The organism is Rhizobium sp. B230/85 (assembly GCF_019355735.1).
Classification (GTDB): Bacteria; Pseudomonadota; Alphaproteobacteria; order Rhizobiales; family Rhizobiaceae; genus Rhizobium; species Rhizobium rhododendri.
Genome location: NZ_CP072156.1, coordinates 2,519,527 through 2,541,907 on the forward strand (window position 1 = coordinate 2,519,527; position 22,381 = coordinate 2,541,907).

The following is a 22,381-nucleotide window of genomic DNA, read 5'->3' on the forward strand; positions in this document are numbered from 1 at the left end:
TTCTCATGCTAGCGTTTTTGAGCCCAGGTGATTGGAAGCGGCGAGCCATCGTGCTATTCAGCCGCCCATGAAAACAACCCTATCTCCCATCCACGTCATCGGCGGCGGCCTTGCAGGCTCGGAAGCTGCCTGGCAGATCGCAGCCTCCGGTATCCCGGTCATCCTGCACGAAATGCGCGGCGTTCGCGGCACCGATGCTCATAAGGGCGACGACCTCGCAGAACTCGTCTGCTCCAATTCATTCCGCTCCGACGATGCCACCAGCAATGCCGTCGGCGTCATCCATGCGGAAATGCGGCTGGCCGGTTCGCTGATCATGGCCTGCGCCGATCGCAACCAGGTGCCGGCCGGCGGCGCACTCGCCGTCGATCGTGACGGCTTTGCAGCCGATGTCACCCGGGAGATCGAAAGCAACCCGCTGATTACCGTCGTCCGAGAGGAAATCACCGGCCTGCCGCCCAAGGAGTGGGATCAGGCGATCATCGCCACGGGACCGCTGACCGCGCCGGGCCTTGCTGCCGCAATCCAGGAAGAAACCGGTGCCGATGCGCTGGCCTTCTTCGATGCAATTGCGCCGATCGTCTATCGCGACAGCATCGACATGGATATCTGCTGGTTCCAGTCGCGCTACGACAAGGTCGGTCCCGGCGGTGACGGCAAGGACTACATCAACTGTCCGATGGACGAAGCCCAGTACAATGCCTTCATCGATGCGCTGATCGGAGGCGATGCCGTCGGCTTCAAGGAATGGGAAGGCACACCTTATTTCGACGGATGCCTGCCGATCGAGGTGATGGCCGAACGCGGCCGCGAGACGCTTCGTCACGGGCCGATGAAGCCGATGGGGCTGACAAACGCCCATAACCCGACCGTCAAGGCCTATGCCGTCGTCCAGCTTCGCCAGGACAATGCGCTGGGTTCGCTCTACAACATGGTCGGCTTCCAGACGAAACTGAAATACGGCGCGCAGGCGGATATCTTCCGCATGATCCCGGGCCTGCAGAATGCCGAGTTTGCCCGCCTCGGCGGCCTCCACCGCAATACCTACATCCACTCGCCGGTGCTGCTCGATCACTCGCTGGCGCTGAAGTCGCGGCCCGGCCTGCGCTTCGCCGGCCAGATCACCGGCTGCGAGGGTTATGTCGAAAGTGCCAGCATCGGGCTTCTCGCCGGACGGTTCGCAGCTGCCGAACGCCACGGAAACACGCCGAGCCTGCCGCCAGCCACCACTGCGCTCGGCGCACTTCTCAACCACATTACCGGTGGCCATATCGTCAGTGACGAGGAGCCCGGCAAGCGCTCGTTCCAGCCGATGAACATCAATTTCGGATTGTTCCCGGAACTCGAACCCGGTTCGATCGTCAAGCCGGAAGGCATCAAGCGCTTTCGCGGCAAGGACAAGACGATCATGAAGCGCCAGCTGGTGGCAAAGAGAGCGCTGGCGGATTGCGCTCAATGGCTCGGTCTTGAGCCGGCTGCCGAACCAGTCGAGGCCATGGCCGCTCAGGGCTGATTGGCAGCTGTCTTTTCCGGCAACACGAGATCATCGGTCGCGACATAATTGCCGAGCAACCACAGCGACACCTCGGCGGCCTCTTTTGCCGAGGTGAACTCATAGGTGCCGTTGTGATGCGGCACGTCGAGGAAATCGATAGTGATGCGGCGCTGGTCGGCCGCATCCCGCACACGCGCCCTGCCCGGCTCGATCACGTGGCAGGCGAAATGCTTGCCGAGATCCTTCATGAAGCCGGCCTTGTTGTCGTGCAGGCGGACGAACAGCGCCTTTCCATCCCTCGTCTTCTGCAACTGGCGGATCGCTTCGGTCGGGAAGGCCCGGCCGAATTCCAGGATCGCCAGACCGAGGTCATTGAGGCTCTCCTCCTTGTCCTGCGCCACCATGCGGGTTGCGTAAAACCCGAAACCGACGACAGCAACAAAGATCGCCAACCAGATGAACATTGCCATGGCGATTCTCCCTTCAGGACGAGTGCGTTAAAGCCGCATAACGCGCGAGACTTGCGCGAGTTTGACCGGTGTCAAAATTTTCCGCGCATTGCGGCAACGGCCATGCTGAGCTGGCGACGCCATTGCGAGGCCTGTATCGGCCGATCGAGGATGCCCGCACCGAGTTTCTGCGCCTTGCGCAGGATAGGCCCTGTGAGCGCCACAGGCAAGAATGCCGGCATGAGGCCGGGTGCGACGGGCCCTGAGGCGCGGGCCTTGGCCAGATGCTCCTGCCCGAGACCTGCAAATGCATCGATGGCAGCGGTGACCCGGGGGATATCCGTGCCCGCGAGGAAACTGTCACGGTCGAGGCCGACGGCGGAGAGGATTTCCAGCGGCAGGTAGAGCTGGCCACGATGGCGATGCAGCGGCATCAGCAGCAGACAGCCGGCAATCGCCTGGGCGACGCCTGCGTGGCCGGCAGCATCGGTCGAGCGGACGGCATCGGACGGCGACAGCACCAGACCGGCCAGCTGGATCAGCGCCGATGCGGTCTCGCCGGCATAGCCTTCGAGCACATTTCGGTTTTCCATCGGGTCGTCATAGAGATCGAAGATCCGGGCGTCGATCATGTTGACCAGCGTGGCGCGTGGCAGCCTGTGTGCCTCGATTGCCTGCAACAACTCCGACGCCAGAGGATTGGCCTCGGTCGACCCGTGCGACTGGCCTTCGAGCAGGTCGCGCCAGTATTGCAGGCGCACCTCGCCGGGCAGCGGCTCGTGGACGAGATCGCGGATGCGGGCAAGTTCGGCATGAAAACCATAGAGCGCGGTCAGCGGGCGGCGCTTGTCCTCCGGCGACAGCAGGCATGCGAGATAACGGTCGCGATCGGTGTCGCGAAGGGTGGCGAGGCAGATCTCCTCGTTGCTGCGAAGCGCTGCCGCCATTTTGGGCCCCTAGTCGACGGCGATCAGGGCGCAGGCAACCGCCCGCGATTCGGACAGCATGATGTTGAAGGTCCGCACCGCCGCTCCCGTATTCATCGGATCCGACGACATGCCGGCATCCCGAAACGCCGTCTTCAGCGCCTGCGGCAAGAGCCGCATGTCGTCACCGGTGCCGACCAGCAGGAATTCGATCTCGGCAGCCTCGTCGATGACCTTCTGGAAGCGATCAGGCGTCAGGGCATCGGCGGCCGTCATGTCCCAGCCGTAGATGCCAGACGGCAGGCAGAGGATCGAGCCGCGATGCGACATGTCGGCAAAACGAAAGCCGCCATTGCCATAAACGTCGATCGGCGCGCGGCCGGGAAAATGGGCGGAGCGGATCTCTATGCCACGGGCCATCAAGCCACCGCCTTGCCGGCTGGCGGCACATCCGGCTGCGGACCGGGCTGCACCCCGCGCGGCCGAAGCTTGAAGGCGATCAGCACCGGTGCTGCGATGTAGATCGACGAGAAGGTACCGACAGCAACCCCGAAGAACATCACGAAGGTGAACGAGCGGATGACCTCGCCGCCGAAGATCGACAGCGCCAGCAGCGCCAGCAATGTGGTTGCCGCCGTCAGCACGGTGCGCGACAGGGTCTGGTTGATCGACGCATCGATGAGGATGGGCAACGGCATCTGCTTGTAGTGCCTGAGGTTTTCACGCATCCGGTCGTAGACGACGACGGTATCGTTGAGCGAATAGCCGATGATCGTCAGCACCGCTGCGATGCTCGTCAGGTTGAATTCGATACCGGTGACAACGAACAGGCCGAAGGTCAGGATGATATCGTGCAGCGTCGCGATGATCGCCCCCAGCGCATACTGCCAGGCAAACCGCACCCAGATATAGATGAAGATCGCCGCCAGGGAGGCCATCACGCCAAACGTACCCGCCCGCGTCAGTTGGCCCGATATCGCCGGACCCACTACCTCGACGCGGCGGAACTCGTACTTGTCCTGCAATTCGCCACGCACCAGCGTTACCGCCGACTGCTCGGCATTTTCGCCGCCATCCTGCGACTGCAGGCGGATCAGCGCACCGGTCGCGTTGCTGATCGGCTGCGCCTGGACATCGCCGATATTCAGCTGCCCGAGGCGCGTCTTGATATCCGGGATATCGACTTTGCCCTGCTTGGCACGAACCTCGATCAGCGAGCCGCCTGTGAAATCGACACCGAGATGCATGCCGAACGAAAAGAAACCAATCATCGACAGGACCGAAAGCACGGCCGAGATCGTGAAAGTATAGCGGCGGATGCCCATGAAGCGGATATTGGCGCCGTCGAAGACAGCAGTCCGCACGCCCTTCGGCAAATGCTTCGGCCGGCGGCGCTTGATCCAGATGGCAATCAGCCAGCGGGTCAGCGTGAAAGCCGTAAACAGCGATGCGATGATGCCGATCCCGAGTGTCACGGCAAAGCCGCGCACGGGACCGCTCCCCATGGAGAACAGGATGGCAGCGGCGATCAGCGTCGTCACATTGGCGTCGATGATGGTCGTGTAGGCGCGCGCAAATCCGCTTTCGCAAGCCTGCACGAACGGCGTCCCACCCTTCAGCTTTTCGCGGATACGCTCATAGATCAGCACGTTCGAATCCACCGCCAGACCCATCGTGAAGATGATGCCGGCGATACCTGGCAAGGTCAGCGTCGCCTGGAAAAGGCTGAGGATCGCCATGATGAGAATGATGTTGAAGACCAGCGCCGCGGTGGCGAAACCGCCGAGCGAACCATAGAAGAACACCATGAAAGCAACCACGGCAAAGGCACCGACGATGCCGGCGATGATGCTCGCGCGGGTCGAATCGGCGCCGAGACCGGGCTCGACTGTACGCTCCTCGACCACCGTCAGCGTTGCCGGCAGCGAGCCGGAGCGCAGAAGGATGACGAGGTCGGCAGCCCCCTCGAGCGAAAAGTTGCCGGCCAGCATGCCCTTGCCATCGGTCACGGGCTGCTTGATCAGCGGCGCCGAGATCACCTGGTCGTCGAGCACGGCGACATAGGACTTACCGACGTTCTTCGCCGTCGCCTGCGCGAATGCCTGGGTGGCCTTTGCGTCGAGCTGGAAAGTGACGACGTTCTGCTTGGTCTGGGTATCCAGCATCGGCTCGGCGGCGATGATGCTCTGGTCATTGGCAACGGGCCGCTTGAAGACGAGGTAGCTGTCCGGCGGATCGTCCTGCGAATACAGCACTTCGGAATTGGCCGGTGGCTGCGTGTCGATCGCCGTCTGCACCGGCATGCTCGTATCCAGCATGTTGAAGGTCAGCTTGGCCGGCTGGTTCAGCAGCGTCTTCAGCCGCTGGGGATCGGTCAGGCCCGGCACCTCGACGATGAGCCGGTCGCTGCCCTGCCGCTGGATCAGCGGCTCGCGGCGGCCGACCTGCTTGACGCGGCTGCGAACCACTTCGATCGACTGGTCCAGCGCCTCTGCGGTACGGAAGGCGATGCCTTCGTTTGTCAGTGCCACGGTGATCAGGCCGCCATCGCCGGGGACGACGGTAGCCTCGCGGATTGAACCGCCGGTGGCCGAGCTTCCGACGCTGTCGGTTAAAGGCTTGAGTGCATCGGTCGCCGCCGCCATCTGGCCGACGTCGGTCAGGTGCATGGTGATGGTCTGGACGGTACCGGAAAGATCGACGGTGGGAATTTTGGCATCACGCAGCCGGCGCGCGACATCGTTGATCGTCGATTGCAGCCGGGCTGCGACGATCTCGTCACGCTCGATCTTCAGCGAGATCCGCGAGCCGCCCTGGAGGTCTAGACCGAGGATTGCCTTGTGGTGCGGCAGCCAGCTCGGGAAACGCTCGAGCTGGCGGTCGCTGAACAGGTTGGGAAGTGCGACGAGGACGCTGGCAACGACGGCAAGCCAAACGAGGATTGTCTTCCAGCGGGAGAATTGCAGCATGGCGTTCTCGACTTTACTATTCGTCGCGACGCGGCCGGACGGCCGGCCGCCCGTTATCGATGCTAGGCTGCGTCCGCCTTGACCGGTTCACCCTTGACGCGGACTTCCGAGATCGCCGTGCGGACGACGCGGACCTTGACGCCTTCGGCAATCTCGACTTCCAGTTCCTTGTCGTCGACGACCTTGACGACCTTGCCGACGATGCCGCCGCCCGTGACGATCTGGTCGCCGCGACGGATATTCTTCAACACGTCGTCACGCTTGCGAGCCTGGGCGCGCTGCGGCCGGATAAGGAGAAAATACCAGACGACCATCAGCGGAACGAAGAGGAAAACCATCTCCATGCCGGAACCGCCAAACACGCCCATGGCGGTATCGGTGGCGCTCTGGGCGTATGCGTTGGTGATAAACATCGGGAACTCCTCAAAATCCAGGCGGGAAACAACCCGTTACACCGCGCGAGATATCATTGTGATCGTGACAAATGCAACAAAAACAGCCGATAACCGTACCGTTTTCTCAGCCTCTTAACCTTTCGGCCGGGGAAAGGCCATGCTAACCGGCAGCGAAATGAACTTTTGCCGCTGCGTCCCATAACCCATCCGGAGGAAACATGGTGACCGAAGATCAAAACACACTGATCCTTGCCGAACTCCGCCGTCTGGCATCGGCGGTCGAAAGATTGGCCGGGCCGGCCCCTGCCGTCAATGACTGGGATGCTGCGGACTGCTTCGTCTGGAGCCCTGCCCGCGAGCACCTGCAGCCCGTGCCCCGTCCGAACCGGGTGGCAATCGGCCTTATCCGGGGTGTCGATCATGTGCGCGACATCCTGCACGAAAACACGCTGCGCTTCGCCGAGGGATTTGCTGCCAACAACGTGCTGCTCTGGGGCGCACGCGGCATGGGCAAATCCTCGCTGGTAAAAGCCGTGCACGCCGACATCATCCGCTCTACCGGCGTCGCATTGAAACTGGTGGAGGTCCATCGGGAGGATATCTCGACGCTCCCCCTGCTGCTCGACATCGTCAAGGCGGCCCCGCTGCGCGTCATCGTCTTCTCCGACGACCTCTCCTTCGATCATGATGACACAGCCTATAAATCGCTGAAAGCAGCGCTCGACGGCGGTGTCGAAGGTCGACCCGACAATGTCCTCTTCTACGCCACGTCCAACCGGCGTCACCTCCTGCCGCGCAACATGATGGAAAACGAGCAGTCGACGGCGATCAATCCGTCCGAGGCCGTCGAGGAGAAAGTATCGCTCTCCGACCGTTTCGGCCTCTGGCTCGGCTTCCACAAATGCAGCCAGGACGACTACCTGCTGATGATCGATGGTTACGCCAAGCACTTCAACCTCGCTCTCGATCGCGACGAGATGCACCGGGAGGCGCTGGCGTGGTCCACGACCCGGGGGGCGCGCTCCGGACGCGTTGCCTGGCAGTACATCCAGGATCTGGCCGGCCGACAACGGATCGAGCTGCCGCGCGACTGACTTTTCCCGGCCCGGGCGAGGAATTGCGACCGTATGCCAGCATTAAACTTGGGGGCTCAAGAAATACTTTGGAAACCCAAAGTATATGAATAAAACCTCATTTTCACTTTGAATTTGCTAATTAAGATTTACTTTATGATGCCGCGATATGTTTGGGCTGAGGAAAATGAGTGACCTCTGAGAAGGCTATGACAGCCATCGCCTGGGAGATGTCATGCCTTTTTTTCGCAGCAAAGCTGGCCACGAAGCGATATTCTTGGGAGTCTTCGGCACAGTCATCTGGGCGCTCGGAAGCCAATTCCAGGCGTTCGAGGCTGTAACCGCATTCGTGCTACGCAATGACGACTATCAGCTCGACGATCTGGCGCTTGCGATCACCGTCACCGGGTTGGTCAGCCTCATCTATTCCATCCTTCGCCTGCGCGATCTCAGCCGGGAAGTCGGCCGCCGCGAGATTGCCGAGCAGGGTGTGAAGTGGATCTCCGGTCACGACGAAACGACAGCGCTCCCCAACCGCCGCTCTCTCGACGAACGCATGGCCTGCCCGCCACCAAGCGGAGAGGACAAGCTTGGCGTCTTCGCCGTCCAGCTCGACGGCTTTAAAAAGATCAAGGACCTGTTCGACCACAAGACGGCAGACGACGTGCTGCGGGTGATGGCGGAGCGTCTCAAGGCGATCTTCCCGCCTGACGATATCTTCAGGACCGGTGGACGGGACTTTGTTGCATTCATCGCCGGAGCGGATCACGCTGAGATCGCCGAACAGGTAGCAGCCGCAATCGCTAGACCGGTTGGCGTCAAGGGACAGGCGGTCGAAGTTGGCGTGACGATCGGCTACGCGGTTCTTCCCGTCGATGGAACTGATATGGCAAGCGCCGTGCGCTGCGCCGAAGTCGCCATGGAGGCGGCAAAGAACGATCCGGCACGAAAAATCCGTGCTTTCGAACCAACGATGCGCGAGCGGTGGCAGGAAAGCTCCGAGCTAGAGAAACAGCTTCGTCATGCGGTGAGAAAAAATACGATAAAGCCCTATTACCAGCCGATCGTCGACCTCCATACGGGCAGGATCAACGGCTTCGAAGCGCTCGCCCGCTGGGAACAGGAACCCGGCAAGTTCGTGCCGCCCACCGTCTTCATCGATCTAGCCGAACGGACCGGCCTGATCGGCGAGCTGACGGTCAAGCTTTTCAGAATGGCCTGCGCCGATGCCGCCACCTGGTCGAACGGCGTCATCCTCTCCTTCAACCTGTCGCCGACCCAGCTGCATGACGGGCTGCTGGCAATTCGCATCCTGACGATCCTGTCCGAAGCCGGACTGCCTCCCTCGCGCCTCGAGATCGAGATTACCGAATCGGCCCTCATCCAGGATCTGGTCGCAGCCGAGCGCATCATCGCGGATCTCAAGAATGCCGGCATACGCATCGCGCTCGACGACTTCGGTACGGGCTATTCGAGCCTTGGCCAGCTCTCGAGGTTCAGCTTCGACAAGATCAAGATCGACCGGATGTTCGTCTCGGAAGCCGCCGACGGCAAGAAAAACGAGAAGATCCTGAGAACGATCATCGGTCTCGGCAAGGGGCTGGATATCCTGACGACGGCGGAAGGCATCGAGACCGAGGAGCAGCTCCAGGCACTGATCCGGATGGGATGCAATCTCGGCCAGGGCTACCTCTTCGGCAAAGCCGTCCCCGCCGCCGAAGCATCCCGCCTCCTCGAACGCGATTTCAAACTGGTGGAAACCTCGGAGATGATGGTCGCCTGAGGCTATTGGCAAGGTCACCTGTATAGCAACTTGCTGGCGACGCGCCGGCTTGAGTCCCTGAAACGCGCGCGAGGGAAAGCCAGCGACAAACACGACGCAACTGGTTTGCGCGCGATTTGCCCGTTTCAGCTGGATTAGCGATATACGGCGCGCATATTTTCAACGGCACGCCGAAAGACTTCGGTGTCATCCAGGGCTCGAGCCAGTACAATTCCGCCTTGGATCGTCATCACCATGCGCTCCGCTTCGATATCAGCCAGATCCACTGGTTGTCCCGCCCTGCGAAGAGCATCCGATAGCGCCGCGATCCAACGTCTAAAGTAGCTCGCGATCGACGCGCCAAAGGTGTCGCGCGTTGCAACCATGGCAAACGTTCCTACCAGACAGATGCGGCTGCCAGACCGGAAGTAGATCACGACGTTGTCTAACATCGCGGCAATCGCCGCATTTGGCTCGCCCCTGCGCAGCGGTTCGTAGATCTCCCGCTCAAACCACGCATCGACGTCTGCAAGCACTGCGGCCGCCATCTCCTCCTTCCCTCCGGGAAAGAAATGGTAGAGGCTTCCCTTTCCTACCCCGATGCGCTCCGTGATGCTGTTTAGGGTCGTGCCGTCATAGCCGAGATCACGAAAGACTTCGGCTAGCAACCGCACAACGTCTTGCCGTTCGAATACCGCTTTCACATCGACCTCAAAATCCGAAATCTGACAGACCGGGGTGGTCATCAGGTCGCCTGCCCAGTGGCCAGAAATACCGGCGCTCGTGCTCGTGTATGGGCTTGTCATTGATGCAAGCAAAGCGTCGCTGCATCAGTCCGTCGGCATCGAATTCCCAGTTTTCGTTCCCGAAGGAGCGAAACCAGTTTTGGCTATCATCGTGCCACTCATAGGCAAAACGGACCGCGATGCGGTTTTCCGAAAACGCCCAGAGCTCCTTGATGAGGCGGTAATCCAGTTCCTTTTCCCACTTTCTCGTCAGGAAGGAAATGATCGCGGGACGGCCGTTTACAAACTCGGCCCGGTTTCGCCATTCGCTGTCTGGCGTGTACGCCAGCGCTACCCTCTCCGGATTGCGGCTATTCCAGCCATCTTCAGCCGCCCTGACTTTCAGGGTGGCGGTTTCAACCGAGAACGGGGGAATCAGGGAAACCACGAGCAAACTCCTGTTTTTACCAATTCGCCTATTCTGTACCAAAAGGTACAGACATGTCAATCGACGAACAGCTACTGAATCACCGTCGTATCGTCCAAAACGACAAAAAGCCCGGCATGACCGGGCTTTTTGCATAACTCCTCGAGACGCACTATCTATTCAAGGAAGGTCATTGGGTTAACCGGCGAGGCATTCTTGCGGACCTCGAAGTGCATCTGCGGCTGCTTGGCATTGCCGCTCATGCCTGAAGTTGCGAGTGTCTGGCCGCGTTGTACTTTCTGTCCGCGCGTGACGCTCAGAGTGTCGGCGTGGCCGTATACGGTGACCGTGCCGTCGTCGTGGCGTACCAGCACCGTGTTGCCGAGCGCCTTGAGACCATTGCCGGCATAGATGACGACGCCGTTTTCGGCGGCCTTGATCGGCGTGCCCGATGGCACCGAGATGTCGATACCGTCGTTGCGGCTGCCTTCGACATTGGCGCCGTAGGCGGCGATGACTGCGCCGCGCACAGGCCAGCGATACTTGCCGATGCCGGTCGATTCCGGCGCAGCCGAGCCGGCGTCCGATTTCTGGGCGTCGTTAACAGACTGGGTCGGCAGCGAGGCGACCTTGGTCGGCTCCTCGGCAGCGACGGGTGCAGCTGCCTTGACCGGTGCCTTTTCAGGCGCGATCGAAGCCGTCTTCATATCGTCGGCAGCCGGTGCTGCGCCAGCCTGCGGCAGCTTCAGCGTCTGTCCGACCTGAATGCCGTTCTTGCCGATGCCGTTGGCTGCCTTCAGCGCGTCGATATGAGTTCCGGTGGCCTTGGCGATCTTGGCGAGCGAATCGCCCGGCTTGACCACGTAGCTGCCCGGTGTCGGGCCCTTGCCTGCCCCTGCCGAAAGTTTGCCGGAGCCGTTCTCGGCGCTCAGCTGCTGCTTGTCGCGGGCCGTATTGCCGTTTGGAAGAACAGCGGCATCCTGTTCGGGCGCCTTCGACGGGATCGGCTGCTTGCCACCCTTGTCGAGATCGGCGGCCTGCGACGAGGCCTTTACGACATTGGCGCCGCCGTTCATGGTCGGAATGATGATGGAGCGGCCCGGTTGGGCGGACGCGGAGCTCTTCAGGCCATTGACGCGCAGGATTTCCTTTTCCGGAACGCCGTAGCGGCTGGCAAGCGTCTTCGTCGTCTCGCCGGGGCGCAGAGTAACGGTTGGCGCGTTGTCGCCGGTCCAGGCAGACGGCTTGCCGGGCGTGGTGCCGGTCGCCATGCGATCTGGGGCCTCGCGCGGTGGGGCCAGCGAATGCGGAGCAGATCCGCGGTTCGGCGCGGCATCTGGATAGGGCTGCGCAAGAGCCTGCTGCTCTTCGCGGGGCGGCCGTGTCGACAGGTGGTCGGATGTGGCGATACCGGCAGGCGCGGCGAGCTGCGAACGCTGGACCGACGGAGCGGCAGCAATCCGTGCGCTGGAATAGGCCGGCTTGTAGGTCTGCGGCTGCGACGGATAGGGCTGGCTCATGGCAGCATTACCATTGCCGTTGCCGTAATCCGATTGACCGGAGGCCACGTTTGCGGGCGGGACAGGATCGCGGTCGAGACCGCTCAGCTGCCGTCGCGGGATGGAACCCGTCGTCATGGTGTCGGAGCTCGAACCGGAGCTTGCGAACATCCCCGAGAAACGAGAGGCATCCGAACTGCAGCCTGTCGCGGCGCTCGCGAGAAATGCTGCAACCAGGACCTTGCCTGTCGTCGTGCTGATATGTAACGGAAAGCTGAAACGCATGACTCGACCCACTTAAGACGCAACCCATTTGTGAGTTCCATTAAAGCGCGTTAATCTTACCATGCGGTTAAGGCGCTGGAGTCATGTGGATTTTTTTGAGAAATTGCTAACCATAGTCCACAGCCCCGTGGCTGCAGCGTGCCGAAACGCTTCAATCCCGCCAAGCGTCAGAGATAGGCTGCGAGCTTGGGGATGATCGGCAGGTAGGGAACTTCGAACAGTTCCTCGCGCTCGAAACGGCTGCCGGTCTTGGTCAGGCGCACCATGCGGCAAACGGTATCCGTTATCATCACAGGCGTGATCATCGAGCCGCCGGAGACCAGCTGGTCGGCATAGAAGCGCGGCATGGTCGGGAAGGCGCCGGTCACCAGAATGCGGTCGAACGTGCCCTCGCCCGGCATGCCGGCGCTGCCGTCCGCCTGGCGCACGATGACGTTGCGCATTGCCAGTGTCTCGATGCGCTTCTGTGCAGCAATCGTCAGCGTCTTGTAGCGATCGACCGTCAGGACCCGTTCTCCGAGCCGGCCCATGACGGCAGCTGTGAATCCCGTGCCGGTGCCGACTTCGAGTACCCGGTGGCCCGGCCGGACCTTCAGATGGTGGAGAAGCCTGATGACAAGATCGATGCCTTCCATAAAGGATCCGCATTCGATCGGGATCGTCCGACTGGAATAGGCATCTGACACCGCCTGCGCCGGCACGAACAGCGAGCGCGGCGTCTGCTCCACGGCGGTCAATAGGTCGATGTCGGAAATGCCTTCGGCACGCAGCCGCAGCACGACGGCCGCAAAACCTTCCCTCTCAAGAAGTCGAGCTGTCAAACCGCTACTCCGTGACCAACCGCCCGCAATGTGCCGGACTGAGCCGCATAATTGGCGTGATCGGGTTTCAAAGAAGTTACCGGCAGCTGTTTTTGCTGTGAAGCGCGCATATCCGCACCCTCACCCGACAGGAAACAGGCAGCGATCCGCGCAGCAAATGGCCGCGAGGTCGCGAAGGTTTGGTCGGTCTTCGTCGATAACACTGGCACCGTCCTGCTATGCTGCCCGCTCGATGGTCTTCAATCCAGCCATATAGGGCACCAGAACTTCAGGCACAGTCACGGAGCCGTCCTCGTTCAGATAATTCTCGAGCACGGCGATCAGGCAACGACCGACGGCCGTGCCGGAGCCATTCAGCGTATGCACGAAGGTGGTGGCCTTGTCGTCCTTGCCACGGTAGCGGGCATTCATCCGCCGGCCCTGGAAGTCACCGCAGACGGAGCACGAGGAGATTTCGCGATAGGCATCCTGGCCGGGCAGCCAGACCTCGATATCGTAGGTCTTGCGGGCGCCGAACCCCATATCGCCGGTGCACAGCATCATCGTGCGGAAATGCAGCCCCAGACGCTTCAGCACTTCCTCGGCGCAGGCGGTCATCCGCTCGTGCTCGGCAACGGCGCTGTCTGCATCGGTGATCGATACCAGCTCGCACTTCCAGAACTGGTGCTGGCGCAGCATGCCCCGCGTGTCGCGTCCGGCCGAACCTGCTTCCGAACGGAACGATGGCGTCAGCGCGGTAAAGCGCAGAGGCAGCTTGTCCTGCTCGAGGATCTCGCCCGAGACGAGGTTGGTGAGCGGCACCTCGGCAGTCGGGATCAGCCAGCGGCCATCGGTGGTGCGGAACAGGTCCTCGGAAAACTTCGGCAGCTGGCCGGTCCCGTACATCGCTTCATCGCGCACCATCAGCGGTGCGCTGACTTCGGTATAGCCGTGTTCGCCGGTGTGCAGGTCGAGCATGAACTGGCCGAGCGCCCGCTCGAGGCGCGCCAGCGGCCCCGTCAGCACGGTAAAGCGCGAGCCGGAAATCTTGGCGGCACGCTCGAAATCCATGTAGCCGAGCGCTTCGCCGATCTCGAAGTGTTCCTTCGGCGGATGGTTCCACCGCGGCTTTTCACCGACCACGCGGGCAACGACATTGTCGTGCTCGTCCTTGCCGACCGGTACGTCGTCGAAGGGAATGTTCGGCAGGCGCGACAGGGCATCCGTCAGCGCCGCCGTCAGCTCGCGCTCCTCGGCCTCGGCGGCCGGCATGGCGACCTTGATCTCGGCCACCTCCGCCTTCAGTGTCTCGGCAAGCGCACTGTTCTTCTGGGCCATAGCCGCGCCGATATCCTTGGAGGCGGCATTGCGACGAGACTGCATGTCCTGCAGCGCCTGGACGACGGAGCGGCGCTTTTCGTCGAGTGCGATGATGCTTTGCGCCTGCGGCTCGGCACTGCGCTTGGCAAGCGCGGCATCGAGGGCTTCGGCATTGTCACGGATCCATCTGATATCGAGCATCGTCGTTCCCGGTCGCTTCGTGAAAACAGCTCCGGCCGGGGCCTGACCAAGCCTCCAGCCGGAGTTAAAGGGCGATACCGCAGGGATGCGGCGTTAAAAAATCAGTCTTCGTCGCGCGGTACGATGGCCGAAGAGGACGCTGTCTCTTCCTCACCCTGTCGCTTGCGGCTGCGCTCCACCATGCGTGCAGCGTAGATCGAAATCTCGTAGAGAAGGATGGTTGGAACGGCAAGGCCGATCTGCGACATCGGGTCCGGCGGCGTCAGTATGGCAGCGGCGATGAAGGCAAGCACGATTGCGAACTTGCGCTTCTCCGCAAGCCATGTCGAGGTCAGCAATCCGACCCGGGCAAGCAGCGTGGTGATGACCGGAAGCTGGAAGACGAGGCCGAACGAAAACACCAGCGTCATGATCAGGCTGAGATATTCCGACACCTTCGGCATCAGCGAGATGGCAATTTCACCATCGGCTGGCGATTGCTGCATCTTCAGGAAGAACCACATCACCATCGGGCAGAAGAAGAAATACACCAGCGCCGCGCCCATCAGGAACAGCACTGGAGAGGCGATCAGGAACGGCAGGAAAGCGTTGCGCTCGTTCTTGTAGAGGCCGGGGGCTACGAATTTGTAGATCTGTGCCGCGATGATCGGGAAGGCGATGACCAAGGCGCCGAACATCGCCACCTTGACCTGCGTGAAAAAGAATTCCTGTGGCGCCGTATAGATCAGCTGCGATTTGGCAACATCGAGATGGGCCCAGATCACCGCCCATTTATACGGATAGACGAGATAGTTGAACAGTTGCTTGGCGAAGGCGAAGCACACCATGAAGGCGATAAAGAACGCGGTGATGGACCACATCAGCCGCGTCCGCAATTCCATGAGATGTTCGATAAGCGGCTGCGGCTTATCGCCGATATCACTGGTCATGCATCGTCTTCCTTGGTGGCAGGCGTGTTCGAGGTGCCATCCGCCTGCTGTGGAGCAGCGTTATCGACAGCAGGCTTCGGCGCGGCCGGCTTGCGCGCCCGCTTCGGCTTGTCGACAGCGGGCAGCCCGACCTGGGCCGGCTCGACGACGGAAGGCCCTTCCAAATCGGCAGCCTGCGCCTTGACGCGGGGCCGACGGACTGGCGTCGACGGGGAGAGAACTTCCTTGACGACGGGTACCGACGTCACGACGGGAGCCGACGCCTGCACGTCGAGCGCTTCAGCCCGCACGCGAGGCTTGCGCGCAGCCTTTGGCGCCGTGATCGCTTCAACCGTCGTCTCGGGGGTCGGCACCTCGGTGGCGATCAGCTCCGGCTTGGCGCGCGGCTTGCGCACCGCCTTGGGCTTTACGGCCGTCTCGGCTACCACGGCAGCGGCCTCCGCAATCGCGGCAGGTGCGGGAGCGACGACCGGTGCCGGAGCTTCGGCTACAACAGGAGCCGTCGGCTCCGGCGCAACGCCATCAGTGTGCGGCAGCATCTGCGGTTCCGCTGGACGTTCGACTGTCGTCGAGCGCTGCAGGTCGGCCTTGATGTCGTTGCCCATCTGCCGCAACGGGTTCATTGCCTCACGCAGGCTATGCGCCGGGTTTAGCTTCTGAGCATCGGCAATCGTCTGGCGGACATCGTCCAGGTCGGCCTCTCGCAAGGCATCGTCGAATTGCGCCCTGAAGTCACCGGCCACCTTGCGAAAACGCGTCATCATCTTGCCGAAAGTTCGCAGCATGGGCGGCAAGTCTTTCGGGCCGACGACAACGATCAAAACAACCGCTATGACGAGCAGTTCGCTCCAACCAATATCGAACATCAAAGGCTCCTGGGTGGGCACGGCACGAGAAGGCCGCCATGCACCCCATTCTGGTTATTTCGTTTCGTCGGCCTTGTGATCGACGGTGCGGCCCATTTCCGGACGAATGGGATCGCCACGGGGCTGATCGCGCGGCGCAGCCGTTTCGTCCTCGTCGGTCATGCCCTTCTTGAAACTCTTGATGCCCTTGGCGACGTCGCCCATCAGTTCCGGGATCTTGCCGCGGCCGAACAACAACAGCACAATGGCCAGAACGATCAGCCAGTGCCACATACTAAAAGAACCCATGACGATACCCCTTGTGTTATGTCCCTAGGATGTAAGCGGTTTGACAAGCTTTTTCAAACACCAAAATCGCCCGGTCGCTAAGACTTGATACCACCATCCATCGCCGCCCGCTTTCGCTATCCATAATCATCTCACGCTGTGGCGGAACAAAGACGGGTTGTCGATGCAATCGTCACCGCAACCGGCGTCAATCCGGTGCACCCGTCGGCGCCAGCAATCCCAGCTCCTCCAGGTCGAGCTGGGTGATCGGATCCTCGTCCTCGGTCAGTTCGTCGCTCATCACAGGCGAGGGCATGGCGAAATTGGCGGGGATACGCCCGGTGAGAAGCCCTGCCCCCTTCAGCTCTTCGAGACCCGGCAGGTCGCGCAGTTCCTCCAGCCCGAAATGATCGAGAAAATCCCGTGTCGTGCCCAGCGTGACCGGCCTTCCCGGTGTACGCCGGCGTCCCCGGAAGCGGACCCAGCCCGCCTCCATCAACACGTCCAGCGTTCCCTTCGATGTCTGCACGCCGCGAATATCCTCGATCTCGGCCCGGGTAACCGGCTGGTGGTAGGCAACGATCGACAGTACCTCGAGCGCGGCGCGCGACAGTTTGCGGACCTCGTGCTCATCCCGCCGGATGATGAAGGAAAGATCGGCAGCCGTCCGGAATGCCCAGGCATCGTCGACCTGGACGAGATTGACGCCCCGCCCCGCATAATCCTCGCGCAGCCGCAGCATCATCGCGCGCACGTCGATGCCATCGGCAATCCGGTCTCGGATATAGGCTTCGGAAACCGGCATCGCCGAAGCGAAGATCAACGCCTCTGTGATGCGCTCGGCCTCGCGCAACCGCGCCGCATCCGCTGCGCCCTCGCACGTCATCTCAGTCTCTGCCTGCCCTTCCGACACAGCCACTCCTATTCCGCCGCGTCGAGGATGGCATGTTTCGGGCCACGGCGCATATAGAGCGGCTGGAAGGCGCCTTCCTGGCGGATTTCCATCTTACCCTCGCGCACCAGTTCCAGCGACGCCGCAAACGCGCTGGCGATGGCGGTCACCCGCTCGCTCGGGCTCGTCATGTAGCGCAGCAGGTAATGTTCGAGCGCCGTCCATTCCGGCACGTCGCCGATCATCCGTGTCAGGATGGCGCGCGCCTCGACGAGCGACCACACGGTCCGCCGTTCGATCGTCACCTGTGTGATCGCCTGGCGCTGACGCAGACCTGCATAGGCATTGAGAAGATCGTAGAGGCTGGCGTCGAAGGCCGACTGCCGCTGGTCCGGAATATGCTCCGGCGCCCCCCGGGCGAACACATCGCGGCCGAGCCGGTTGCGGTTGACGAGGCTGGCGGCGGCATCCCGCATCGCCTCGAGCCGCTTCAGCCGGAAGGCCAGCGCCTCGGCCATTTCCTCGCCGCTCGGCCCGTCATCCTTGTTCTGCTGTGGAATGAGCAGCTTCGATTTGAGAAATGCAAGCCACGCCGCCATGACCAGGTAGTCGGCGGCAAGCTCGATGCGGACCCGACGCGCGGTTTCGACGAAGACCAGATATTGCTCGGCCAGCGCCAGCACCGAAATCCGCGCCAGATCGACCTTCTGGTTGCGCGCAAGATGCAGCAGCAGGTCGAGCGGCCCTTCGAACCCGGCGATGTCTATCACCAGTGCCGGCTCCTGCGGATCGCGATCGACGGTAGCTTCCTGCCACAGCCGATCCATCGGCGTGGCCGCCGCTTTGGTCAGATCCGTGGCCTTGCCGTTATCCAATCTCGCCCCTCGCAGATCGCCCTTTTCAGGCGATCGACAGCATCCCGTCGAACTCGGCGCGAATGGCTTCCTCGTCGGCACCATCGCCGTGCCCGAAGGCCGCCTCGACAGCCCTGGTCCGCGCAAGCGCTTCGCCCGAAAGCACCGGCACTGCGCGCACCACCTGCTTCATTTCGTTCATAATGCCATTGCAATGCAACACGATATCGCAGCCGCCGGCAATGATATTTGCAGCCCGCTCGCCAATCGTGCCGGCAAGCGCATTCATCGAGGTGTCGTCGGAGATCAGAAGCCCCTTGAAGCCGATGAAGTCGCGAATGACTTCGTCGATGACGATCTTCGATGTCGTTGCCGGGTTGTCGGGATCGATGGCGGTGAAGACGACGTGGCAGGTCATCGCCATCAGCTCGTCCCTCAAAGCCATGAAGGGCGGGAAATCATGAGCTTCGAGCTCTGCCCGGGACACGGATACCACCGGCAGTTCGTGATGCGAGTCGGCAAAACCCCGGCCATGGCCCGGCATATGCTTCATGACAGGCAGCACGCCGCCGGCCTTCAGGCCTTCCGATGCGGCGCGGCCCATCTCGGTCACGGTTACCGGGTCGCCGCCATAGGCGCGGTTGCCGATGACGTTGCTGCTGCCCTCGACGGGGACGTCGAGCACCGGCAGGCAATCGATGTTGATACCGAATTTCAGGAGATCGAAGGCATGCAGCCGTGACATCAGCCAAGCCGCGCGCAGGCCCGCATAGCGGTCGCGGCGGTAGATATCTCCGAGCGCCTGGCCTGACGGATAGTGCTGCAGGATCGGCGGACGGATACGCTGCACCCGGCCGCCCTCCTGGTCGATCATGACGGGCACATCGGCACCGACGCTGTCGCGAAGGGCGGCAACGAGGTCGGCGATCTGCGCCGGCTCGCCAATGTTGCGGCCAAACAGGATGAAACCCCACGGCCGCTCGCCGGCATAGAAGGCGCGCTCTTCGGGAGTGATGGACAGGCCGCTACAGCCCAGGATCATTGCTTTCGATTCGGTCATGGCAAAATCATAGGGGTGGCAGGGCTCGATGACGAGCGTAGGCGGCCACTCGTGCACAAAAAAGAACGGCGGACCGAGGTCCGCCGTTCACTGTCTGGGATAGCTGGGATCGCTTATTTCGAGATCAGGCAGGTGCCGCCAGCAGCCCGGAACTTGACGCAGAGCGCTGCGGCATCGTCCTTGGAGCCGACCGCGACACGGACGCGGTAGTAGGTACCCTTGCCGGCGATGTCGACCTTGCGGACCTCCATCGGATGGCCACCGATGACGCTGGCATATTTCGCCGCCATGTTGGCCTGCGAGCGCTTGGCTTCCTGCTCGGAAGGCAGCGACGCGATCTGCATGCCATAGCCGCCGGCCGAGGCCGAGGCCGTGGCTGCAGGTGCAGCCTTGACGGGCTGTGCTGCCTGCGTGGCCGAAGCCACACGAACGGGCTGAGGAGCAACCGGAGGCTTGGCGGCGGCCGGCGTCGCCGATGCGGTTTGCGTCGGACGGGCCGTCGGCACCGGTGCTGCGTCGGTGGAGCCGGCAGCAGGCGTGTTGACTGGCGGCTGCGCAGCAGCGGGTGCGTTGGCAATCTGCGTCGTCTTCACCGTGCGGATCGGAGCGCTGTCGGCACTCGGCGCGTCGCCATCATCGGCCGATGCCATCTGGCTGTTGTCGGCAGCAGGCGTCGTCGGTGCCGCAGCCGCAGCGGGGGCGGATGGAGTAGCGCTGTCATCTGCGGGAGCCGCTTCTTCACGAGCTACCAGCGAGCCGTCAGGCTTGACGATCATGGTGCGAACGCGCCGCGCCGCAACACCGGAATTGCCGTCCTGGCTGGTGGCAGCAGGGTTGCCCTGGCCTGGCAGCAGGCGCGGATCTTCCGTTTCGCCGACGGGTGTCGACAGATTGGCTTCTCCGCTGCCGTCATTGTCATCGGGAAGGCTGTTTTCGGGGATCAGCGTCTTCTGGACGACGTCGACCGGCTGCTCGTCCGAAGTCACGAGTTCCTTCTGCTTTGGCGGCTGGGTGGCCGCGCCGGCAACACGGTCGTAGACCGCCTTGTCCTGGTTCGGCACCACCTTGCCACCCGGATCGGTCGGAACGACCTTCACGGGATCCTTGTCGGCGGTGATGACGCGTGGCTCACCCGAGGCAAAGCTGATCGGCGACCCGTTATGGGAGACCCAGCGGTACATGCCGTAGGCACCGCCACCGAGCACAACGACAGCGGCAGCAGCAATGGCGATGCCGCGCATGGAACGCGCCCGCCAGCGGTCGTTGGCCGTGTGCGACGATTCGAACATCATCGGCGAGACGTTTTCAGGCCGGCTGGGCGTTTCGCGGAAGCTTTGGCGGAAATCTTCCTCCAGTGCCCGTTCGAACTCGTCGAGGCCTCCGCCGGTCTTCTGCTGCATCGTCACGCCGCGAACGGGAACAGACGTTGCCACTCCCGGCGCGAATGCCGCTTCCGTCATGGATGGCGCCGAAGCTGGCTCGGGCGAAGTATCTGCCGGCGCACTGAACAGGCTCGCCATCTCCGCATCGATGTCGAAATCGTAGTCGGGTGCGGCAACGACTGGCTCGTCCGGTTCTGCCGGCGGTAGTGCCGGAACGTGGATATCCTCGAATGTCTCGACCCGATCTTCCGTCTCCGAAATCTCATTGGGATCGAATGGCAGTTCCTGGTAGCTGTCGACGACGGGTTCAGCCTCGTGGATGGCGGCGCGCGGTTCGGCAGGCGCAGCAGCACTGGCATAAGTTGGCGCAGCGGCGCTGGCATAGGTAGAGGCAGCTGCAGCGGCATAACTCGGAGAGCGCTGGACGGCGGCCAAAGGCTCCGGTTGCCTCCAGTCGGTTGCCGGCTCAGCAGCCTTTGCAGGCTTTTCGACCTCTGCGAGCGACTTCGGGTCGGCAAAATCAAGTTCGGCCAGTTCCAGTTCGATATCGGCAAGGTCGAGGTCGAAGTCATGCTCGTCGAAGCCATCGAAGTCTTCGTCCGCAGCAGCAACGACTGGCTCGGGGTCAGGCAGCTTTACCGGTTCAGGCTGGGCCATGACAGGCGTGGCCATCGACGGGCGCGGTGCTGCCGGATTGACGAGTGATGGATTGATGCGCGCGGCGATCTGTTCGCGCGACGGCACGGGATAACGCGATACGTCGGCCAGGAGATCGTCGATATCGAGACCCTGGTAGCTGCTCGCAGCCGATACAGGCGCAGGTTCCGGCACGACGGTAGCGGCCGCAACCTCTTCGGCGCGGGCTGCGGGTGGGAGATCGACGCCAGCAAGCGACGCTTCTTCTTCCACATGCACATCCCCCACAACGGGATCGGGATCGGAAACGACTGGCGTCTCTGCCTGCACCGCTTCGGCACGGTCCATTTCGACAGGATAGGAAGGCTGCTTGTGCGCCACGAATTCTGCGACGGGTTCGGGTACAACGGTCGCGACTTCCGGCGGCGCAGCGGGAGCAACAGGCTCTATGGTGGGCACAGGCTCGACAGCGCCGAAGGCATCCATCGTCGGCTCGCGGCGCGGCGCATTGAAATTCGCAAGCGGCAACCGGATGGTGGCTGCAGCCCACTGCTGCGTTCTCGGCGCGGTCGGCTGGACGTCCGGCGCAGATATTGACATTTCCAGTTCATCGACCAGATCGCGGTTGGCAACCTCGGGCGCAGAAGCCAGTTCTTCCAGCTCTTCGGCAGCAACCGGCATGGTGGTCGGCTCGACGACCGCTTCCCAGCTCTCTTCAGCCGGTTCGAAATGCGAGGCATCGACGACCGGCGGCTCAGCATGAACCGGCTCTTCCGGCTGCCGCACGTGTTCTGCTGCCGGCGCATCGTATGCGGCCTGCACTTCGGACTGCGGTTCCGGCGCATGCGTCGGTTCGACGGCGGCGAAATCGTTTGCCGGCGTGCCGTTGCCGTACACCGGCTCGGAATAGACGGCAGGGTTGGGCTGCGATGCCTGGGGGCTGCGCGGCGCGTCGTAACGCTCGAACTCGCGGAGCAATTCGTCCTCGAGGTCGAAGGCCGGCTCCTGCCGCTGGTTTGCAGCGACAGGTGTGGATGGCCGCTTGTCGTATCCGACGATGCGGGCGAGTTCGGCGAGCGGATCGTCGTCCGCGAAGAACTCATCTTTTCCGCCTGCGCGGTACGCCAACTGTTTTTCAGCCATTACTTCATCCACCCGCAACTGCTACG

The 22,381-nt window shown here is 62.2% G+C and carries 19 protein-coding genes and 1 pseudogene; 3 read left to right on the plus strand and 17 right to left on the minus strand.

What is annotated here, in order from left to right:
- The first annotated feature begins 67 nt into the window (after positions 1 to 67).
- The gene (gene trmFO, locus J5289_RS12255; protein ID WP_209183931.1) at positions 68 to 1,513 is read left to right on the plus strand and encodes a methylenetetrahydrofolate--tRNA-(uracil(54)-C(5))-methyltransferase (FADH(2)-oxidizing) TrmFO; all 1,446 of its coding nucleotides are present in this window, start codon (positions 68 to 70) and stop codon (positions 1,511 to 1,513) included.
- On the opposite strand, the gene J5289_RS12260 is transcribed toward trmFO, so the two are convergent.
- The 5 genes from J5289_RS12260 to yajC form a co-directional block, all read right to left on the minus strand.
- Positions 1,504 to 1,965, minus strand: a complete 462-nt coding sequence (locus tag J5289_RS12260) for a hypothetical protein (RefSeq protein ID WP_142823035.1) — start codon at positions 1,963 to 1,965, stop codon at positions 1,504 to 1,506. The genes trmFO and J5289_RS12260 overlap by 10 nt on opposite strands.
- 71 nt (positions 1,966 to 2,036) lie before the next feature.
- Positions 2,037 to 2,891, minus strand: a complete 855-nt coding sequence (locus J5289_RS12265) for a phytoene/squalene synthase family protein (protein ID WP_209183932.1) — start codon at positions 2,889 to 2,891, stop codon at positions 2,037 to 2,039.
- Between the two features lie 9 nt (positions 2,892 to 2,900).
- The gene (locus J5289_RS12270; protein ID WP_209183933.1) at positions 2,901 to 3,290 is read right to left on the minus strand and encodes an Mth938-like domain-containing protein; all 390 of its coding nucleotides are present in this window, start codon (positions 3,288 to 3,290) and stop codon (positions 2,901 to 2,903) included.
- Complete coding sequence (secDF, locus tag J5289_RS12275) at positions 3,290 to 5,839, minus strand: protein translocase subunit SecDF (RefSeq protein WP_209187483.1); 2,550 nt, start codon at positions 5,837 to 5,839, stop codon at positions 3,290 to 3,292. The genes J5289_RS12270 and secDF overlap by 1 nt, the downstream gene beginning before the upstream one ends.
- Positions 5,840 to 5,901: 62 nt before the next feature.
- A complete protein-coding gene (yajC, locus tag J5289_RS12280; protein WP_142823038.1) occupies positions 5,902 to 6,252 on the minus strand; it encodes a preprotein translocase subunit YajC in 351 nt (116 codons plus the stop codon).
- 203 nt (positions 6,253 to 6,455) lie between these two features.
- Here yajC and J5289_RS12285 point away from each other — a divergent pair, with 203 nt between their 5' ends.
- On the plus strand, positions 6,456 to 7,328 hold the full coding sequence (locus J5289_RS12285) for an ATP-binding protein (protein ID WP_209184126.1): 873 nt from the start codon (positions 6,456 to 6,458) through the stop codon (positions 7,326 to 7,328).
- 214 nt (positions 7,329 to 7,542) lie between these two features.
- Positions 7,543 to 9,090, plus strand: coding sequence for a bifunctional diguanylate cyclase/phosphodiesterase (locus tag J5289_RS12290; protein WP_209183935.1), 1,548 nt, complete (start codon positions 7,543 to 7,545; stop codon positions 9,088 to 9,090).
- Positions 9,091 to 9,224: 134 nt separating this feature from the next.
- Here the strand turns inward: J5289_RS12290 and J5289_RS12295 are convergent, their stop codons facing one another.
- The 12 genes and pseudogenes from J5289_RS12295 to J5289_RS12350 all read right to left on the minus strand — a co-directional run bounded on the left by J5289_RS12295 (position 9,225) and on the right by J5289_RS12350 (position 22,355).
- A complete protein-coding gene (locus J5289_RS12295; RefSeq protein WP_209184127.1) occupies positions 9,225 to 9,773 on the minus strand; it encodes a TetR/AcrR family transcriptional regulator in 549 nt (182 codons plus the stop codon).
- A 7-nt stretch (positions 9,774 to 9,780) separates the two neighbouring features.
- Positions 9,781 to 10,242: a nuclear transport factor 2 family protein gene (locus tag J5289_RS12300; RefSeq protein WP_209183936.1), complete on the minus strand. Its 462-nt coding sequence runs from the start codon at positions 10,240 to 10,242 to the stop codon at positions 9,781 to 9,783.
- A 155-nt stretch (positions 10,243 to 10,397) separates the two neighbouring features.
- The gene (locus J5289_RS12305; protein ID WP_209183937.1) at positions 10,398 to 12,005 is read right to left on the minus strand and encodes a LysM peptidoglycan-binding domain-containing M23 family metallopeptidase; all 1,608 of its coding nucleotides are present in this window, start codon (positions 12,003 to 12,005) and stop codon (positions 10,398 to 10,400) included.
- 167 nt (positions 12,006 to 12,172) lie between these two features.
- Positions 12,173 to 12,826 carry a protein-L-isoaspartate(D-aspartate) O-methyltransferase gene (locus J5289_RS12310; RefSeq protein WP_142823042.1) on the minus strand — a complete coding sequence of 218 codons (654 nt, stop codon included), beginning with the start codon at positions 12,824 to 12,826 and terminating at the stop codon, positions 12,173 to 12,175.
- A 216-nt stretch (positions 12,827 to 13,042) separates the two neighbouring features.
- Positions 13,043 to 14,326 carry a serine--tRNA ligase gene (serS, locus tag J5289_RS12315; RefSeq protein WP_209183938.1) on the minus strand — a complete coding sequence of 428 codons (1,284 nt, stop codon included), beginning with the start codon at positions 14,324 to 14,326 and terminating at the stop codon, positions 13,043 to 13,045.
- 101 nt (positions 14,327 to 14,427) lie between these two features.
- A complete protein-coding gene (gene tatC, locus J5289_RS12320) occupies positions 14,428 to 15,255 on the minus strand; it encodes a twin-arginine translocase subunit TatC (RefSeq protein ID WP_209183939.1) in 828 nt (275 codons plus the stop codon).
- Positions 15,256 to 15,548: 293 nt separating this feature from the next.
- Positions 15,549 to 16,121, minus strand: a pseudogene (gene tatB, locus J5289_RS12325) (Sec-independent protein translocase protein TatB); the annotation flags it as partial.
- A 54-nt stretch (positions 16,122 to 16,175) separates the two neighbouring features.
- A complete protein-coding gene (locus J5289_RS12330; RefSeq protein ID WP_111221750.1) occupies positions 16,176 to 16,409 on the minus strand; it encodes a twin-arginine translocase TatA/TatE family subunit in 234 nt (77 codons plus the stop codon).
- 187 nt (positions 16,410 to 16,596) lie between these two features.
- Positions 16,597 to 17,274, minus strand: coding sequence for an SMC-Scp complex subunit ScpB (gene scpB, locus J5289_RS12335; protein WP_209183941.1), 678 nt, complete (start codon positions 17,272 to 17,274; stop codon positions 16,597 to 16,599).
- Between the two features lie 35 nt (positions 17,275 to 17,309).
- Positions 17,310 to 18,107 carry a ScpA family protein gene (locus J5289_RS12340; protein WP_374108280.1) on the minus strand — a complete coding sequence of 266 codons (798 nt, stop codon included), beginning with the start codon at positions 18,105 to 18,107 and terminating at the stop codon, positions 17,310 to 17,312.
- A 73-nt stretch (positions 18,108 to 18,180) separates the two neighbouring features.
- A complete protein-coding gene (gene nagZ / locus J5289_RS12345) occupies positions 18,181 to 19,194 on the minus strand; it encodes a beta-N-acetylhexosaminidase (protein WP_209183943.1) in 1,014 nt (337 codons plus the stop codon).
- Positions 19,195 to 19,307: 113 nt separating this feature from the next.
- Positions 19,308 to 22,355 (minus strand): SPOR domain-containing protein, encoded by a 3,048-nt coding sequence (locus J5289_RS12350; protein WP_209206537.1) that lies wholly within the window; start codon positions 22,353 to 22,355, stop codon positions 19,308 to 19,310.
- Positions 22,356 to 22,381: the final 26 nt, after the last annotated feature.

Coding starts and splice junctions, on each gene's coding strand:
- trmFO (WP_209183931.1), top strand. CDS start 68: ATGAAAACAACCCTATCTCCCATCCACGTCATCGGCGGCGGCCTTGCA.
- J5289_RS12260 (WP_142823035.1), bottom strand. CDS start 1,965: ATGGCAATGTTCATCTGGTTGGCGATCTTTGTTGCTGTCGTCGGTTTC.
- J5289_RS12265 (WP_209183932.1), bottom strand. CDS start 2,891: ATGGCGGCAGCGCTTCGCAGCAACGAGGAGATCTGCCTCGCCACCCTT.
- J5289_RS12270 (WP_209183933.1), bottom strand. CDS start 3,290: ATGGCCCGTGGCATAGAGATCCGCTCCGCCCATTTTCCCGGCCGCGCG.
- secDF (WP_209187483.1), bottom strand. CDS start 5,839: ATGCTGCAATTCTCCCGCTGGAAGACAATCCTCGTTTGGCTTGCCGTC.
- yajC (WP_142823038.1), bottom strand. CDS start 6,252: ATGTTTATCACCAACGCATACGCCCAGAGCGCCACCGATACCGCCATG.
- J5289_RS12290 (WP_209183935.1), top strand. CDS start 7,543: ATGCCTTTTTTTCGCAGCAAAGCTGGCCACGAAGCGATATTCTTGGGA.
- J5289_RS12305 (WP_209183937.1), bottom strand. CDS start 12,005: ATGCGTTTCAGCTTTCCGTTACATATCAGCACGACGACAGGCAAGGTC.
- serS (WP_209183938.1), bottom strand. CDS start 14,326: ATGCTCGATATCAGATGGATCCGTGACAATGCCGAAGCCCTCGATGCC.
- tatC (WP_209183939.1), bottom strand. CDS start 15,255: ATGACCAGTGATATCGGCGATAAGCCGCAGCCGCTTATCGAACATCTC.
- J5289_RS12330 (WP_111221750.1), bottom strand. CDS start 16,409: ATGGGTTCTTTTAGTATGTGGCACTGGCTGATCGTTCTGGCCATTGTG.
- scpB (WP_209183941.1), bottom strand. CDS start 17,274: ATGACGTGCGAGGGCGCAGCGGATGCGGCGCGGTTGCGCGAGGCCGAG.
- J5289_RS12340 (WP_374108280.1), bottom strand. CDS start 18,107: ATGGATCGGCTGTGGCAGGAAGCTACCGTCGATCGCGATCCGCAGGAG.
- nagZ (WP_209183943.1), bottom strand. CDS start 19,194: ATGACCGAATCGAAAGCAATGATCCTGGGCTGTAGCGGCCTGTCCATC.
- J5289_RS12350 (WP_209206537.1), bottom strand. CDS start 22,355: ATGGCTGAAAAACAGTTGGCGTACCGCGCAGGCGGAAAAGATGAGTTC.